This is a genomic window from Streptomyces sp. NBC_00057, assembly GCF_045041165.1.
Lineage (GTDB): Bacteria > Actinomycetota > Actinomycetes > Streptomycetales > Streptomycetaceae > Streptomyces.
In genome coordinates, this window is the sequence record NZ_CP108256.1 from 2,493,038 (window position 1) to 2,510,636 (window position 17,599).

At 70.5% G+C, this 17,599-nt stretch carries 4 protein-coding genes and 3 pseudogenes; 4 read left to right on the plus strand and 3 right to left on the minus strand.

Annotation, left to right across the window (positions count from 1 at the left end; all coding sequences use genetic code 11):
• Positions 1-135: 135 nt before the first annotated feature.
• The 3 genes and pseudogenes from OG953_RS11700 to hemA all read right to left on the minus strand — a co-directional run bounded on the left by OG953_RS11700 (position 136) and on the right by hemA (position 12,627).
• The gene (locus tag OG953_RS11700; protein ID WP_405684020.1) at positions 136-6,579 is read right to left on the minus strand and encodes a type I polyketide synthase; all 6,444 of its coding nucleotides are present in this window, start codon (positions 6,577-6,579) and stop codon (positions 136-138) included.
• A 43-nt stretch (positions 6,580-6,622) separates the two neighbouring features.
• Positions 6,623-11,332: pseudogene (locus OG953_RS11705) on the minus strand (type I polyketide synthase); the annotation flags it as partial.
• A 63-nt stretch (positions 11,333-11,395) separates the two neighbouring features.
• Positions 11,396-12,627 (minus strand): annotated as a pseudogene (gene hemA / locus OG953_RS11710) (5-aminolevulinate synthase).
• A gap of 408 nt (positions 12,628-13,035) precedes the next feature.
• On the opposite strand from hemA, the pseudogene OG953_RS11715 reads away from it, so the two are divergent.
• The 4 genes and pseudogenes from OG953_RS11715 to OG953_RS11730 form a co-directional block, all read left to right on the plus strand.
• A pseudogene (locus OG953_RS11715) lies at positions 13,036-13,116 on the plus strand (hypothetical protein); the annotation flags it as partial.
• Between the two features lie 25 nt (positions 13,117-13,141).
• Positions 13,142-14,269 (plus strand): ISL3 family transposase, encoded by a 1,128-nt coding sequence (locus tag OG953_RS11720; RefSeq protein ID WP_405684021.1) that lies wholly within the window; start codon positions 13,142-13,144, stop codon positions 14,267-14,269.
• Between the two features lie 118 nt (positions 14,270-14,387).
• A complete protein-coding gene (locus OG953_RS11725) occupies positions 14,388-15,971 on the plus strand; it encodes an AMP-binding protein (protein WP_405691778.1) in 1,584 nt (527 codons plus the stop codon).
• 8 nt (positions 15,972-15,979) lie between these two features.
• On the plus strand, positions 15,980-17,512 hold the full coding sequence (locus OG953_RS11730) for a long-chain-fatty-acid--CoA ligase (RefSeq protein WP_405691780.1): 1,533 nt from the start codon (positions 15,980-15,982) through the stop codon (positions 17,510-17,512).
• Positions 17,513-17,599 lie beyond the last annotated feature (87 nt).

Consider the following 17,599-nt stretch of genomic DNA (forward strand, 5'->3'; position numbering starts at 1 on the left):
TCGGCTACCCCGCCTCGGCGTCCGATCGGGTAAGAACGGCATGATCCGGGCCCATTGGGCATCAGACAGCGACACAACCGGACCAAGGATCCGATGATCTGAATGAAACGGCCTAGCCCCGTCTGTCCGCGCTTCCTACTTCACCGGGAAGTACCCCTTCTCCGCGAAGAACTCGACGTGCCTGCCGAACAGTTCGCGAGTCGCTTCCGGGCAGTGGATTCCGCTCCCTGCCAGCGCCTCGACCGTCTCGCGGTCGTCGATCGGCGGATAGAAGGCGTCCGGAGCGGCGGCCATCACCTCGAACGCGTCGAAGAGCGGGACCATCGCGTTCTCCGCGTCGGCGGTCACGCGTTCACGCCAGCTGTCCCAGTCCAGTTCGTCGAGCGTGTACCCGTGCGCCCGAAGCTCCTCCACCATGGTGCCCAGCGTCAGTCCGGTGTGGCTGCACACGTGGAACGTCCGGCCGTCTCTCCCGGCCTGCCGGGAGATGTGCAAAATCGCGGCGCTCGCGTAGTCGACCGGCATCAGACGGAACCGCACCGGAATGTCACCCGGCACCGCCGCGGCCTGGAGCAGCCCCTTCAGGCTCAGCCACACGAAGTCGCGGGTCTGGCAGGCACCGCTCTCGTGGTCGCCGGCGATGAGGTCAACCCGGTAGACGGAGACCGGCAGTCCCCGCTCCCTGGCCAGCTCGATGATCTGCTCGGCCACCCACTTGCTCTGGGTGTAGCCGGTCGGCAGGGTCTCGCCCGGGCCGCTGGGGTCGGAGACCTTGATGCCCGCGCCGCCGGCGTCGCGGCCGACGTACACGCCGAGGGTGGACACATAGTGCACGGGGACGGTGCGGTGGCGGGCGGCGAGCCGGAGGATCTCCTCGGTGCCCGACACGTTGGCCGCCTTGACCGTGGCGTACGGCTGGACCCAGTTGACCATGGCCCCCGGGTGGTAGACCGCGTCGACCGCCCGGGCCAGTTCGTCGAATTGCTCAGGGGCGAGCCCGAGGCCCGGCAGGCCGAGATCGCCGACCACGACCGACAGCCGCTCGTTGTCGACCTGGTCCCAGATTCCGTACCACTGAAGGTTCGCCCGCAGCCGCTCCAGCGCCGCCGTCTCGTCGGCGCCGCGCACCAGGCAGTGCACGGTCGCGTCCGTGGTGCGCATCAGATCGCGCAGAAGATATGCGCCCAGGAACCCGGTGACGCCGGTCAGGAAGACCTCCTTGGGGTTCTCGACGACGCGGTGCACCTCGGTGGCCGGGCGGATGTCGTCGGAGAGGCGTATCTCTGCGGCGAAGTCGACCGCGGAACGGTCGGCTGGCCCGTCGTCGGCACTCGTCTCCCCCACCAGTTCGGCCCACAGATACGCGGTGAGAGCGGCAAGGGTGGGATGGTCGAAGACGAGCGTGGTCGGCAGCCGCAGGCCGGTCAGCGAGCCGAGCCGGTTGCGCAGTTCGACGGCGGTCAGCGAGTCGAAGCCCAGATCAGTGAAGGGCTGCCGCTCGCCGATGGTGTCCGGTGCCGGATGGCCGAGCACCGCGCCCGCTTCCGCCCGCACAAGGTCGAGCACCCGGCCGCGCTGCTCCTCCTCCGGCAGACCGCTGAGGTCGCGCGCCAGGGAGCCGACCGCGACATCGCTGTTCCGGGCGGCGGGACGCGACGGTACGCGCACCAGCGAACCGAGCACCGCGGGCACCTGCCGCGGCTGTTCGCGCAGTGCCTCGATGTTCAGCGGGGTGGCCACGGCCGTGGCCCGGTCGAGGGCCAGCGCGAGGTCCAGCATCGCCGGGCCACGCTCGGAGGCGATGGGCGGATAACCGGCGCGCGCGATGCGCTCCAGGTCGGCCGCCGACAGGTCACCCGTGGTGCCGGTCTGCGCCCACAGCCCCCAGGCGACGGAGGTCGCGGGCAGGCCGAGGCCGGCCCGGTACTCGGCGAGACCGTCGAGGAAGGTGTTCGCGGCGGCGTAACTGGACTGTCCGGCACCGCCGATGACGCCCGCGAGGGACGAGAACAGCACGAACGCCGACAGGTCGAGGTCGCGAGTGAGTTCGTGCAGATGCCACGCCGCGTCGACCTTCGGCCGCAGCACTCCGTCCAGGCGCTCCGGGGTCATCGCCGTGATCAGGCCGTCGTCCAGGGTGCCGGCCGCGTGCACCACGCCGGTCAGCGGACGGTCCTGCGGAATCGCGGCCAGCACGCGGGTGAGTGCGTCCCGGTCGGCGGCGTCGCAGGCGGCGACGGCGACCTCGGCTCCCAACTCGGCGAGTTCGGCCGTGAGCTCGGCAGCGCCCGGCGCATCGGGACCCCGGCGGCTGGTGAGCAGCAGCCGGGTCACGCCGTGCTCGACGACGAGATGGCGGGCGAACAGGCCGCCCAGGGTGCCGGTACCACCGGTGATGAGCACCGTGCCGGTAGGGTCCCAGGACCCGGAGGGCGATCGTCCGGTCGCCACCGGCACCCGGCGCACTCGCGGCAGCAGCACTTTGCCCGCCCGCAGGGCCAGTTGGGGCTCGCCGGAGGCGACGACCGCCGACAAGGTCGTGGGTGAGGGTTCGCCGTCGGTTCCCGCGGTGTCCACGAGCACGAACCGGCCGGGGTTCTCCGACTGCGCCGAGCGGATCTGGCCCATTACGGCCGCCGCGCCCAAGTCCCGTACTCCTTCGCCTGATGCGGCGGCCACCGCTCCTCGGGTCAGCACGAGCAGCGGTATGTCGGCGAGCGAGTCGTCGGCGAGCCACGCCCGGACCACGGACAGCACACGGTGGGTGGCCGCGTGGGCGGCGGCGACGGGCTCGTCCGTGTCCCGCGACTCCAGGTGTACGAGTACGGCATCGACGTCCCCGACCCGCGCCGGGGAGACCTCGCCGTCGCCCAACTCGGCAAAGCGGAGAGGCTCATCGGGCTGCGCGAGCGTGATCGGGGTCCAGTCGGTGTGGAAGAGCGCGTCGTGGTCACGGGCCGCGGCGTGTTCGAGCCGACCGGTCGCCGCGGGTCCGAAGGTGAGTGAGCCGACGGCGGCGACCGGCTGCCCGCTCAGGTCCGTGAGCAGCGCGGACAGGCTGCCATCGGAAAACCGGGTCAGCCGCGCGCGCAGCGCGGTCGCGCCGGTGGCGTAGAGCTGGACGTCGCCCCAGCCGACTGCGGTGCGCGCCGACGGCTCGGCAGAGGCGTCGGACGCTGCGTCCGCGATCTGCGCGGCGTGGGTCAGCGCGTCGAGCAGGGCCGGGTGCACGCCGAACCGGGACGCGTCGCCCGCGGACAGCTCGGGCAGCGTCAGCTCCGCGTGCACGACGGAGTCGTCGGCACGCCACAGGGCAGTCAGCGCCCGGAACCTCGGGCCGTGTGCCAGGCCCGCCGCGGCGAGCCCGTCGTAGGCGCCCTCCAGGTCGATCGCCTGCGCCCCCGGGGGCGGCCACTGTCCCGTCGTGAACGGCGCGCCCGGACCCCGGACGCTCAGCCGCGCCCGGGCGATCTCGGCCCACTGTACGTCGCCGTCCTCGGGGCGGGCGTGCACCGTGACGTCCCGCCCGCCCTCCTCGTCCGCCGCGCCCACCGCGACCTGGAGCTGCACGCCGCCGTGCGCGGGCAGCACGAGCGGTGCGCCGACGAGGAGTTCGTCCACGGCCGTGCAGCCGAGCTCGTCACCGGCCCGCAGGGCGAGTTCCACCAGGGCGGACGACGGCAGAACGACCGCGCCCGCGACGATGTGATCGGCCAGCCAGGGATGCGTGTGCAGCGAGAGCCTGCTGGTGAACAGCGTCTCCTCGGTTCCGGCCAGCGCGACCGCGGCACCGAGCAGCGGATGCCCTGTCGCGCTCATGCCGAGACCGGTGGCGTCGAGCGTGTCGGCGCCGGACTCGTACCAGTACCGCTCGTGCTGGAAGGCGTACGTGGGCAGCTCCACGCGACGAGCGCCGATGCCCCCGAACAGCCGCGCCCAGTCGACCTCTCCACCGCGCACCTGATAGGCCCCCAGGGATGCGAGGAAGCGGTCGATGCCGCCCTCGTCGCGCCTGAGGGTGCCGGTGATGACCGGGGCGTCGCCGAGGTTCTCCTGAAGATGCGAGGTCAGCACGGGGTGGGGGCTGATCTCGACGAAGATCCCGTGTCCCTGCTCGGCCAGGGCCCGGGCGGAGCGGGCGAACTCGACTGTCCCCCGCAGATTCGTGTACCAGTACTCGGCGTCCAGACGGTCGGTGTCCACCCAGTTGCACGTCACCGTCGAGAAGAACGGAACGGTCCCCTTCTGCGGCCGTACCGGCGCAAGCGCCGCGAGGAGTTCTTCCCGTACCGCCTCCACCTGCGCGGAGTGCGAGGCGAAGTCCGTGGGAAACCGCTTGGTCCGCGCGCCGTCCGCCTTGCACTGGGCGATGAGCTCTCCCAGTGCGTCGCGGTCTCCGGCGACCAGCACCGAGCTGGGGCCGTTCTCCACCGCGATCGACAGCCTGCCGTCCCACTGCTCCAGGCGTGCGGCGACGTCCTCGCGCGGCAGCCCGATCGCGCCCATGCCGCCGGTACCCTGGAGCTTGAGTGCGATGACGCTGCGCAGGGCGACGACCCGGGCCGCGTCGTCCAGCGACAGCGCTCCGGCGACGCACGCGGCGGCCACCTCGCCCTGCGAGTGCCCGACGACGGCCGCGGGTTCGACACCGTGCGAACGCCACAGCTCGGCCAGCGAAACCATGACCGCGAACAGCGCGGGCTGCACCACGTCGAGCCGCTCCAGCGACGCCGCGCCTTCCGCGTCGCGCAGCACGTCCTCCAACGACCAGTCGACGTACGGCTCCAGCGCCTTGGCGCACTCGGCGATCCGCGCCGCGAACACGTCGGAGGTGTCCAGCAGCTCCCGGGCCATCTCGGGCCACTGGCTGCCCTGCCCGGGGAAGACGAACACCGTCTTGCCGCTCTCACCGGGACCGCCCGCGGTCCCGGTGACGACGTTGCCGGTCTCGGTCCCGTTCGCCAACGCATCCAGACCGCTGAGCAGTTGCTCACGATCCCGGCCGACGACCAGGGCGCGGTGCTCCATCGCCGTACGGGTGGTGGCGAGCGACAGCGCCACGTCCAGCGTGCCGGGGGCGGTGTCACGGGCAGCGAAGGCGTGCAGCCGCCGGGCCTGGGCTCGCAGCGCGTCGGAGGTCTTGGCGGACAGCACCCACGGCACGGCGGGCGCGTCGACGGCCGACTCGGGCTCCGGCCCGACCTCGGGCGCCTGTTCCAGGATGACGTGCGCATTGGTGCCGCTCGCTCCGAACGCCGAGACCGCGCCCCGGCGCGGCGCACCCGTCTCGGGCCACGGCCGGGCCTCGCCGAGGAGTTCGACGTCACCCGCCGACCAGTCCACGAAGGGTGTGGGCTCGTCAAGATGCAGCATCCTCGGCAGGACGCCGTGGCGCATGGCCTGGATCATTTTGATCAGCCCGCCGACGCCCGAAGCCGCCTGCGCATGGCCGATGTTGGACTTGAAGGAGCCGACGAGCAGCGGTCGGCCCTCGGGCCTCGCCCTGCCGTAGGTGGCCAGCAGCGCCTGCGCCTCGATGGGGTCGCCCAGGCGGGTGCCCGTGCCGTGCGCCTCGACCGCGTCCACGTCGGCCGCCGTCAGCTTGGCGTTGGCCAGCGCATGGCGGATCACGCGCTCCTGCGACGGACCGTTCGGCGCGGTCAGGCCGTTCGACGCACCGTCCTGGTTGACGGCGCTCCCCCGGACGACGGCGAGGACCCGGTGACCGTTACGCCGGGCGTCCGACAGCTTCTCGACCACGAGCAGGCCGACGCCCTCGGACCAGCCGATGCCGTCGGCAGCGGCGGAGAACGGCTTGCACCGGCCGTCCTCGGCGAGTCCCCGCTGCCGGGAGCCGTCGATGTATCCGCCAGGGTGCGCGGAGACGTACGAGGCTCCCGCGAGCGCCAGCGTCGACTCGCCCGACCGCAGCGACTGCACGGCCAGATGCAGGGCGACCAGCGACGACGAGCAGGCCGTGTCGACCGACACCGAAGGGCCCTCCAGGCCCAGGGTGTACGAGATGCGGCCCGACGCCATCGAGCTGAGCTTGCTGGTCATCTGGTAGCCCTCGAACTCCTCGGGGCTGTCCAGGTCCAGATAGCTTTGCTCGACGAGCCCCGCGAAGACACCGGTCCTGGTCCCCTTGAGCGTCGTGGGGTCGATGCCCGCCTGCTCGATGGCCTCCCACGCGGTCTCGAGCAGCACCCTCTGCTGCGGGTCCATGGCCAGGGCCTCGCGTGGCGAGATCCCGAAGAAAGCGGGGTCGAACTGCGTCGCACCGTCGAGGAAGCCGCCCTGCTTGATGTAGATCTTCCCTGGCCGGGACGGGTCGGGGTCGTAGAGACTGTCCAGGTCCCAGCCCCGGTCAGTGGGGAAGTCCGAAATCGCGTCGCCCTCGTCCATGACGAGCTGCCACAGCTCGTCCGGCGAGGTGACACCCGGGAATCGGCAGGCCATGCCGACGATCGCCACGGGCTCGTCCTGCCCCGCTTCCAGTTCGGCGACCCGCTGGCGCGTCTTCTGGAGATCCGCGGTCACCCACTTGAGGTACTCGACCAGCTTCTCTTCGTTCGGCATGTGGACCCGCTTCTCCTTGGATGGCTGTGAGGTGGTGGGACGGTCAGTTCGTGCCGCGGCCCAGCTCGCTGTCGATGAAGTCGAAGATCTCGTCGGCCGATGCCTCGGCGAGCCTGCTCGCCGCATCGGGCGTCTGCTCGTCATCCGTCCGGTCAGGGCCGACCCTGGCCAGCAGCACCCGCAGACGTTCGGTGATCACGGTCCTGTCCAGACCGTCGGGATCGGCCGACGAGATCGCGGCCTCCAGCCCGTCCAGCTCGGCCAGGACCGAGGTCGCGCCGGGCTGCTCGTCGGCCGCCGCCTGCGCGAGGACGAAGTGGGTGAGCGCGGCCGGCGAGGGGTGGTCGAAGATCAGTGTCGCGGGCAGCGGAAGCCCGGTGTCCGCCTTCAGCCTGTTGCGCAGATCGACGGCGGTGAGCGAGTCGAAGCCCATTTCCTGGAAGGGCCGTTCGGCCCCCACGGAGGCCGGATCCGTACGGCCCAGCACGTCCGCCACCTTCGCACGCACCAGGTCGAGCACCAGCCTGTGCCGTTCGTCGTCGTCGAGTCCGGCGAGGCGTCGCGCCAACGGCTCGACACCCCCGCCGGTGTGCGCGGCGCGCGTCGGCACTCCGGCGAGCGTCCGGAAGAGCGGCGGTACGGGGCTGTGAGCGCGCATCGCCGGGAGGTTCACGGGCATCGCGACCAGGACCGCGTCGGTGGGGGCTCCGTTCACGGGCACAGAGAGTGCCGCGTCGAACAGCGCTGTGCCCACGCGTGGTGTCAGCGGCCGGAAGCCGACCGGCTCGATGTCGACCGGCTCGATGTCGACCGGCTCGATGTCGACCGGCTCGATGTCGACCGGCTCGATGTCGACCGGCTCGATGTCGACCGGCTCGATGTCGACGAGGATCAGCCGGGCCGGGTGCTCCGCCTGGGCGGAGCGCAGCAGTCCGCGGACCGTCGCGGCCTCCAGGTCGACGGAATCCCGCGAGCCGACTGCCGCCCCACCGCTCATGACCACGACGAGCGGCGTTTCGCCGAGCCGCTCGTCGGCGAGCCAGTCCTGGACGAGCGTCAGCGCACGGTGGGTTGCCGCGCGGAGCGCCAGGCCACTGTCGGACGCGCCGGATGGCCAGTAGGTCAGTACGGCGTCGAGCGGCACACCGGCGTCGACAGCCTTGCCGACCGCGGCCACATCCTCGTGACGCACCAGGCCGCGGGCCGTGTCGTCGGCGGTGTCGTGGCCCGTACGAGTGTCAGCCCCGAGAAGGGCCCAGTGAAGCTCGACGGGGGAATGCGGAGCGGTGGCGGTGACCGGTGTCCATTCGAAACGGAACAGCGCGTCGCCGTACACACCCGAGGCGGCCGTGAACTCCTCCTCGACGATCTCCCGGTAGCGGACGGAGTCCACCGTGCCGACCACCGCGCCCTGAACATCGACCAGTTGGACGGCGACCGTGTTCTCTCCTGTCTCGGTCAGGCGCGCCCGTGCCGACTCCGTGACGGCTGAGTGGATCCGTACCCCGCGCCACTCCGTGGGCACGAGCACGGTCCCTTCGCCCTCCGTGAACGGGTGGTCGAGGAGCGCGGCGTCCAGCGCCCCCGGGTCCAGTTCATGGCCGCCGCCGTCACCGGCTTCGAGGTGACCTTCCGCGTGCAGGGTCCAGGGGGCGCCGGCCGTGTCGGGTCGGGCGTACACGGCGATCGGCCGGCGATCGGCGCCTTCCGGCTCCGAAGTGCCCACCCTGACTTGCAGCCGCACAGCGCCTTCGGCCGGCAGCACGAGCGGGGTGCGGAGTACGAGTTCGTCCACAACGGACGCCCCCACCTCCTCGCCCGCGCGCGCCGCCAGGTCCACGAAGGCACCGGCCGACAGCACGGCACTGCCGAGGAGGGTGTGATCCGCGAGCCATGGCTGGTTCCGCACCGAGATCCTGCTGGTGAACAGCGCCCCGTCGGCCCCGGCGAGATCGACCGCGGCACCCAGCAACGGGTGACCGGTCGGGCTCGTCCCCGCTCCCCCGGCCTCGTCGTCGGCCATGTCGGCATCAAGCCAGTAGCGCTCCTGCTGGAAGGCGTACGTGGGCAGGTCGACGCGACGGGCTCCGCTGCCCGCGAAAAAGGCGCGCCAGTCCACCGGAACGCCCGCCGCGTACAGCTGCCCGATTCCGGCAACAAGCGTGCCGGTCTCCGACCGGTCGCGTCGCAGCAGCGGCAGAGCGAGGTGCTCGCCCGGCTCATTGTCGAGCGTGTCCTCGACAAGCGCGGTCAGCACGCCGTCGGGGCCGAGCTCGACGAAGTTGGTCACGCCTTCGCGGGCGAGGGTGCGTGCCGCGTCGGCGAAGCGCACGGCCTCGCGGACATGCCGAGCCCAGTAGTCGGCGGAGCAGAGCCGAGCGGCGTCGGCGAGTTCACCGGTGACGTTCGAGACGACGGGGGTGTGGGGGGTGTGGTAGGTCAGTCCGGCGGCGATCTCCCGGAACTCCTCCAGCATCCCGTCCATACGGGGTGAGTGGAACGCATGAGAGACCGTCAGGCGACGCGTCTTTCGGCCCAGCAACTCCACCTGCTCGGCGACCGAGATGACTGCCTCTTCGTCACCCGACACGACCGTGGCCCGGGGTCCGTTGACCGCCGCGATCGCCACCCGGTCGTCCTGGAGCAGCGGCAGCACTTCCTCTTCGGCTGCCTGGACCGCCACCATCGCCCCACCGGCCGGCAATGCCTGCATCAACCGCGCCCGCGCCGCCACCAGCACCGCGGCGTCCGCCAGCGACAACACCCCGGCCACATGCGCCGCCACCAACTCGCCGATCGAATGCCCCGCCACAAAATCAGGGCGCACACCCCACGACTCCACCAGCCGGAACAACGCCACCTCGACCGCAAACAACGCCGGCTGCGTCAACACCGTCTGGTCCAACAACCCCGCTTCAGCCAACTCGCCATCTGCGGAAGCGAACACCACATCCTTCAAGGGCCGTCCGAGCTCACCGTCCAGATGCCCGCACACCTCGTCGAAGGCACGGGCAAACTCCGGCACCCGCTCGTACAGCTCACGCCCCATACCCAGACGCTGACTCCCCTGCCCCGTGAACAGGAACGCCGTTCTGCCCTGCGCGCGCGTGCCGCGGACCACGCCGGGTGCTGAGCTCCCGTTGGCCAGCGAACCGAGGCCGGCGAGCAGTTGGGCCCTGGACGTGCCGACGACGACGGCGCGCTGTTCCAGCGCGGCCCGGCCGGTGGCCAGCGTGTACGCCACGTCCAGCGCATCCGGGCCGCTCGCACCCGAGACGGACGCGAGCAGGCGTCGTGCCTGGGCCGACACGGCGTCCGCGGAAGTGCCCGACACCACCCAAGGGAGGACGGGTGGTTCGATCCCGTCGGTCGCCCGGCCCTCGGCCGCGGGCTCGCTCGGCTGCTCGATGATGATGTGCGCGTTGGTGCCGCTGATGCCGAAGGACGAGATCCCGGCGCGGCGCGGCCTCAGGCCGTCCTGCTGCCACGGTTGGTCCTCCGTGAGCAGACGTACGGCTCCGGCTTCCCAGTCGACGTGCTGGGTGGGTTCGTCGACGTGCAGGGTCCTGGGCAGGACACCGTGCCGCATGGCCTGCACCATCTTGATCAGGCCGCCGACACCCGCCGCCGCCTGCGCGTGCCCAATGTTCGACTTCAACGAACCCAGCCACAACGGCCGGTCCTCCGGCCGCTCCCGACCATACGTAGCCAGCAGCGCCTGCGCCTCGATCGGATCACCCAGCGTGGTGCCGGTGCCGTGCGCCTCAACCGCGTCGACGTCCGCGGCCGACAGGCCCGCATTCGCCAGCGCCTGCCGGATCACCCGCTCCTGCGAAGGACCGTTCGGCGCCGTCAGGCCGTTCGACGCACCGTCCTGGTTGACCGCGCTGCCCCGTACGACCGCCAGCACCTGATGCCCGTTGCGCCGAGCATCAGACAGCCGCTCGACCAGCAGCAGGCCCACACCCTCCGACCAGCCCGTCCCGTCCGCAGCCGCGGCGAAGGGCTTGCAGCGGCCGTCGGCCGAGAGCCCGCGCTGGCGCGAGAACTCGACGAATGCCTGGAGAGTGGACATCACGGTGACGCCGCCGGCGAGCGCCATGTCGCACTCGCCCTGACGCAGGGCGTTGGCCGCCAGGTGCAGCGCGACCAGGGAGGACGAGCAGGCAGTGTCCACGGTGACGGCCGGGCCCTCCAGACCGTAGGTGTACGCAACACGGCCGGAGGCGATGCTGCCCGCGTTGCCGCCGGCCAGATAGCCCTCCAGGTCCTTCGGCACACTGCGTATGCGCGAGCCGTAGTCGTGGTACATCACGCCGGCGAAGACGCCCGTACGGCTGCCCCGGAGCGTCTCGGGATCGACCCCGGCACTCTCGAACGTCTCCCACGCGGTCCGCAGCAGCAGCCGCTGCTGGGGGTCGGTGGCGAGCGCCTCGCGCGGCGACATCCCGAAGAATTCGGGATCGAACTCGTCGGCGTCGTAAAGGAATCCGCCGTGCCGGGTATAGGACGTGCCCGACGTCGCCGGATCCGGGTCATACAGCTCATCCAGGTCCCAGCCGCGGTTGACCGGAAACTCACCCACCGCGTCCACGCCGTCCGCAACCAGCCGCCACAACTCCTCGGACGAGCTCACACCGCCCGGGAAACGGCAGGCCATGCCCACGATCGCAATCGGCTCGTCCGTCGCGACCGCTGACGTCGTGTTCGCGGGCGACTCCGCCCGTCGGCCGGAGATCTGAGCGCTCAGAAAACGCCCCCGCGCCGGAGTCCTCCTCCGGCGCGGGGGCGCCCCTTTGTCCGTGGGTCAGCCAGGTCAGCCGATCACCTGCGAGGGAAGCGACGTCGACGCGCGGGGAATATCGATGGTCTCCCAGATCTGGTCCAGCGCCTCGACGAACTCCCGTACCGCAGCGGCACTGTGCACCGCGCCGGGAGCTACGCGCAGGATCTCCTGCCCCGCCCGCACGCTCGGCGCATTGATCGCCTGGACATAGCTGCCGTGGTTGCCGAGCAGCAGCTCGGACGCCTGCTTGCACTTCTTCTCGTCGCCCACGAACACGGACACGATGTGCGAGTTGTCCGAGACGAAGGGATGTCCCGCTCCCTCAGCAGCCCGTGCATCAGCTGCGCGTTGCTCCAGAGCTGGTCACGCTCCTTCTCCGAGCCCCGCAGATGCCGCACGGCGGCGAGCGCGCCCGCCGCGATAGCCGGCGGCAGCGAGGTGGTGAAGATGAAGGCGCGCGAGAAGCTCCTGACGGCGTCGACGACGGCCGCGGGTCCCGCGATGTAGCCGCCCGCCGTGCCGAAGCCCTTGGCCAGCGTGCCCATGATGACCGTGAACCGGTCGGCGATGCCGAGCCGCGCGGCGATGCCGGCGCCCTCGGGGCCGTACATGCCGACCGCGTGCACCTCGTCGAGGAAGGTCATCGCTCCGTGGCGCTGTGCGATCTCGGCGAGCGGTGCGACGTCGCCCGACATGGAGTAGACGGACTCCGCGACGATGAGCTTCGGGCGGGCGGGGTCGGCCCGCCCGATCAGCTCCTCAAGGTGCCCGACGTCGTTGTGGCGGAAGATGTGCTTCTCGGCGCCGCTGTGGCGCAGCCCGTCGATGATGGAAGCGTGGTTCAGCTCGTCGGAGAAGACCACGCACCCCTCCATCCGGCCCGCGAGGATCGTGAGGGCCCCGTCGTTCGCGGTGTATCCGGAGCTGAACAGCAGCGCCTCTTCCTTGCCGTGCAGATCCGCCAGCTCCTTTTCGAGGAGCACGTGGTAGTGGTTGGTGCCCCCGATGTTGCGGGAACCGCCGGACCCGGCTCCGAATGTGTCGATGGCTTCCTTCATGGCATCCAGCACGAGCGGGTTCTGCCCCATGCCGAGGTAGTCGTTGCTGCACCAAATGCTTATTTCGGAGGAGTCGCTGTCGCTCTTGGTCCGTGCGCTTGCGGCGGGAAATCGTCCGGCCAGACGCCCGATTTCCAGAAACTCTCGTTTATTGTCCGAGAATTCGGCCATTTGGCGCGAAAAGGTCTCCAAGTGCTGAGCCATGACGTCTACTCACTCTCTTTTGCCGTAGCGGTGTCAGGGGCCGACTGTGCCGGGCTTCTCGATTTTCCGGAAAGCTATCTCCGTGCCGTCAAGCGCCGGGTAACCCGCTGACCACCGGCGTGCGACCCGTCCAGCGGCGGGTAACCCGGGTCTTCGAACTGATGGGGGCGCGGCGGTGACGGGCGGGCTCGCTGGTCACGTTGCGTGAGGCGGTTGGGGAGCTGGAGCCCCGGACGCAAGGAGCCCGCGGGCCTTCGTGATCATGGTTGTTCTCTACGCAACCGATCACGAAACCCCACGGGCTTGAACATCGACGATACCGGGATCAACGAGGCGGCAACGCGACTTCTTGGGCTGGAGGGGGTGAGTGTGATCAAGGTCAAGGACGATGGATCGGGCGGTTCGACGGTGTACGTCGTCACGGCCGAGGACTCCGCCCGGGCCTGCCCCTCATGCGGGGTCTTCGCCACCCGGCTGAAGGACTACCGCACAACCCGGCCCAGGCACCTGCCCTGTGGTGGGCGTCCGGTGGCGCAAGGCGCGCTGGCACTGCGCCGAACCCGCCTGCCCGCGCGGCTCGTTCACCGAGGCGATACACGTGGTGCCCGCCGGGATGCGCACCACCACCGCCCTGCGCCGGGCGGCGGGGGCCGCGGTCTGCGACGGCTCTCGCACCGTCGTGCAGGCCAGCCGTGACCTGCACCTGAGCTGGCCCATCGTGCAGCGATGCTTCGAGGACTACGCCGCGACGATCCTGCCCGAGACGCGACCCGCGGCCTCGGCGATCGGGATCGACGAGACCCGGCGGGGCAAACCGGTATGGAAGCAGAACCCGGCCACCAACAAGTGGGAACTCCTCGCGGACGCCTGGCACATCGGCTTCGTCGACGCGATCGGCGGACAAGGGCTGTTCGGCCAGGCCGAGGGCCGCAACGCCACCTCGGTCGCCGACTGGCTCACCTCCCAGCCCGCCGCCTGGCGGGCACAGGTGCGCTACGTCGCCATCGACCTGTGCTCCACCTTCCGCACCGCCGTCCACCGCACCCTGCCGCACGCGGCCGTGGTCGTCGACTGCTTCCACATCGTCCAGCTCACCCAGCGCCACCTCGCCGACCTGCGCCGACGCCTCACCTGGCGGCAGCACGGCCGCCGGGCCCGCAAAGGCGACGGCATCTACACCGTCCGCAGACTCCTGCGCCGCAACAAAGAGGACCTCACCGAAGACCAACGCAGCCTCCTCAAGGCCGAGTTGGAGTACATGGGCACCTACGGCCGACAGATCCACGCGGCCTGGCAGGCCAAGGAACTCCTGCGCGACCTCCTCGACCTGGCCGTCAGCCGCACCCACGTCACCCCCAACCACTCCGCGATCTCCACAGCCCGCCACCGCTTCTTCGCCCACGTCGCCGACCGCGCCCACCTGCCCGAACTCGTCACCCTCGCCGAGACCGTCGAGCAGTGGTGGGACGGCATCGAGACCTACCTGACCACCGGAATCACCAACGCCGCATCCGAAGGCAACAACCGCCTCATCAAGCTCGAAGCACGCAACGCCTTCGGCTTCCGGAACCGCGCCAACCAACGCCTGCGCTCACGCTGTGCAACCACCCGCCGGAGTCGACGAGAGGCGCACCCCCACTAAATTCGAAGACCCGGTAACCCACAGTTCACCGGGTTCAGTTACTGGCGGAAGAGCGCACTCGTGGGCGGCTGCAGTTGAATTCGGTAAACGGCCTGCCTGACGGGAGTTCGCGGTGAGCATGAGGAACGTCGGTCGCAATTACGTCCGTGAGATTCTGAGAGAGCTGTCCGTCAACCCCGAGCGGGTGGCGCTGTGGTGGCAGGGCAAGCCCGTCACCGCCGAGGAGTTCATCTACTCGGTGACGTCCTCCGCACAGATTCTGGACCGCCGCAGGAACGAGCTGAGCGCACGGAACAATGGCCGGACTGTCGTCGGTCTGCTGACCGTCACCAACACGCCCGCCACGCTGATCCTGCGGTACGCGGCGAACCTCATCGGCGCGATGGTGGTGCATCTGCAGACCGCCAACGCCGTCGACCCGCTGGACCGCATCAGCACCGAGGCCCGCCGCCGGATTCTCGCGGCGACCGGGACGACCCTGCTGGCCGTCGACAAGGAACACCTTGCCCTCGCACGGGAGTTGTGTGGCGGTATGACCGAGGCACCTCACCTTGCCGGTCTCGGCGCTCTTGGCAATGACGTGCTCGACCTGACCGGCAGTCTCGATCTCGACGCGGACGGCGGGGGCAGCCCCGGCGAAGCGCCGGACGTCGATATCGCCCCCGACGATCCCGCCACGGTGACCTACACCAGCGGCACCACCGGCGCCCCGAAGGGTGTCACGGTCTCCTTCGGCGTACGGCAGATGGCCGTCACGGGGCTGCCCAAGGACGCACGGACGGTGTACCTGTCCACGTTACCGCTCAGCCACACCAGCGGCGCGGTCGCCGACATGGCGCTGGTCTCCGGAGGCACGGTGGTTTTGCAGGAGGGCTTCGACCCGGCCGGGGCCCTGGCGTCGGTCGAGACCCACCGGGTTTCGCGGATGACGGTCTCTCCCCCGCAGCTGTACATGCTCCTCGACGAGGCAGCCTCCGGCGCCTTCGACCTGTCGAGCCTGAGGACGCTGACGTACTCGGGCTGCCCCGCGTCACCGACGCGGCTGGCCGAGGCGGTGAAGGTGTTCGGTGACGTGCTCGCGCAGACCTACGGGACCACCGAGGTGGGGCCCATCAGCGAGCTGAGTCCGGCCGACCACCACGACGCGAGCCTGCTCGCCACCGCCGGGCGGCCGACGGCTGCGGAGGTCCGCATCCGCGCCCCGTACGACCATCGCGACCTGCCCTCCGGCGAGGTCGGGGAGGTCTGCGTCCGCTCGCCGTACGCGATGCTCGGATACTGGGGCGCGCCGGAGCTCACCGCGCGCACGATCCGTGACGGCTGGCTGCACACCGGCGACTTGGGCTGTCTCGACGAGCGCGGCTACGTCCATCTCCAGGGGCGGCTGGCCGATGTGATCAAGACCAGGGGCATCAAGGTGCATCCGTCGGCCGTCGAGAACGCGCTGCTGACCCACCAGGACGTGGTTCAGGCGGCGGTGTTCGGCGTCGCGGACGAGGACCAGGTCGAGCATGTCCATGCGGCGGTGGTGCTGCGGGGGGGTGCGGCCACCACGGCGGACCAGCTGCGCGGCCAGGTGAGCCGTGAGCTCTCGTCCAACCACGCGCCGGTGGAGATCAGGTACTACGACGAGATTCCGCTCGGCCATACCGGCAAGCCCGACAAGGCGGCGCTGCGCGCGGACGCGTGGAGCCGGAGGTGAGCGGGACCATGTCGCTGGCGGCCGTGCTCGCCGAGTCCGCCGAACGCCGACCGGACCATCCGGCCATCGTCTTCGGCGGCCAGGAGCTGCGGTACCGGCAGCTGTGGCACGAGGCGAGGCAGTACGCCGCGGTGCTGTGCACCTATGGCTTCGGGCCCGGTGACCGGATCGCGCTGCTGCTCCCCAACACGCCTCATTTCCCGAAGGCGTACTTTGGCGTGCTCGCGCTCGGCGCGGTGGCGGTGCCCGTGCACGCCCTGCTCAAGGCCGACGAGATCTCTTACGTCCTCAGCGACTCCGAGGCAAAGGCGCTGGTGTGCGCCGAGCCCCTGCTGGACGAGGGCGCCAAGGGCGCGGAGGTGGCCGGGGTGCCGCTGCTCACGGTCATGGAGAACGAGGGCAGCAGCGGTCGCCCCCGTCTCGACGCGCTCGCCCGGGACATCGCGCCCCTCGACCGCCTGGTGCCGCGCATGCCCGAAGACATCGCGGTGGTCCTCTACACCTCGGGCACCACGGGCCGGCCCAAGGGAGCGATGCTCACTCACCTCAATGTGGTCATGAACGTCGGCACCACCATGCTTTCCCCGTTCGACCTGGGTCCTGACGACCTGCTCCTCGGCTGCCTGCCGCTGTTCCACACCTTCGGGCAGATCTGCGGGATGGCCACCTGCTTCCGGGCGGGCGCGACGCTGGTGCTGATGGAGAGGTTCGACGCCCCGGGGGCGCTCGACCTCATGGTGCGGCACGGCTGCACGGTGTTCATGGGCGTCCCCACGATGTACATCGCCCTGCTCGCGGCCGTCGAGGACGCGCGGTTGCGCCCGCGTCTGGACCGCGCGTTCTCCGGCGGCTCGGGGCTGCCGGTGACCGTGCTTGAGGAGTTCGAGGAGACCTTCGGCTGCCCGATCTACGAGGGCTACGGGCTCACCGAGACGTCTCCGGTCGTGGCGTACAACCAGAAGGCCTGGCCGTGCAGGCCCGGCACGGTGGGCAGACCGATCTGGGGCGTCGACGTGGAGATCGCCAGGGCCGACGTGGAGGGCCGGATCGAGCTCCTCCCGGCCGGTGAACTGGGCGAGGTCGTCATCCGCGGCCACAACGTGATGGCCGGGTATCTCAACCGGCCGCAGGCCACGGCCGAGGTGCTGGTCGACGGCTGGTTCCGCTCGGGTGATCTCGGTGTGAAGGACTCCGACGGCTATCTCTCCCTCGTGGACCGGAAGAAGGACATGGTGGTCCGCGGCGGGTACAACGTGTATCCGCGCGAGGTGGAGGAAGTGCTGATGCGGCATCCGGCGATCGTGCAGGTGGCGGTTATCGGCGTGCCGCACGAGCGGCACGGCGAGGAGGTGTGCGCGGTGGTGTCCGTGCGGCCCGGGGCGGTGCCCGGCGCGGAACTGGCCGGGGAGATCGTGGCCTGGAGCAGGCAGAAACTGGCAGCGTACAAGTATCCGAGGGTGGTGGAGTTCGTCGACGGCTTCCCGCTCGGCCCCAGTGGAAAGGTCCTCAAACGCGAGCTGGCGGCACGGTTCGGCCGCTGACACAGCGACCTTCTTCTTGCTCCGACAAGGCTTACGCCGGAGGCTGTGTCCTAGGTCCACGGCAGACTTGGCAGTGACCGTGCCGCA

Coding starts and splice junctions, on each gene's coding strand:
- OG953_RS11700 (WP_405684020.1), bottom strand. CDS start 6,579: ATGCCGAACGAAGAGAAGCTGGTCGAGTACCTCAAGTGGGTGACCGCG.
- OG953_RS11725 (WP_405691778.1), top strand. CDS start 14,388: ATGAGGAACGTCGGTCGCAATTACGTCCGTGAGATTCTGAGAGAGCTG.
- OG953_RS11730 (WP_405691780.1), top strand. CDS start 15,980: ATGTCGCTGGCGGCCGTGCTCGCCGAGTCCGCCGAACGCCGACCGGAC.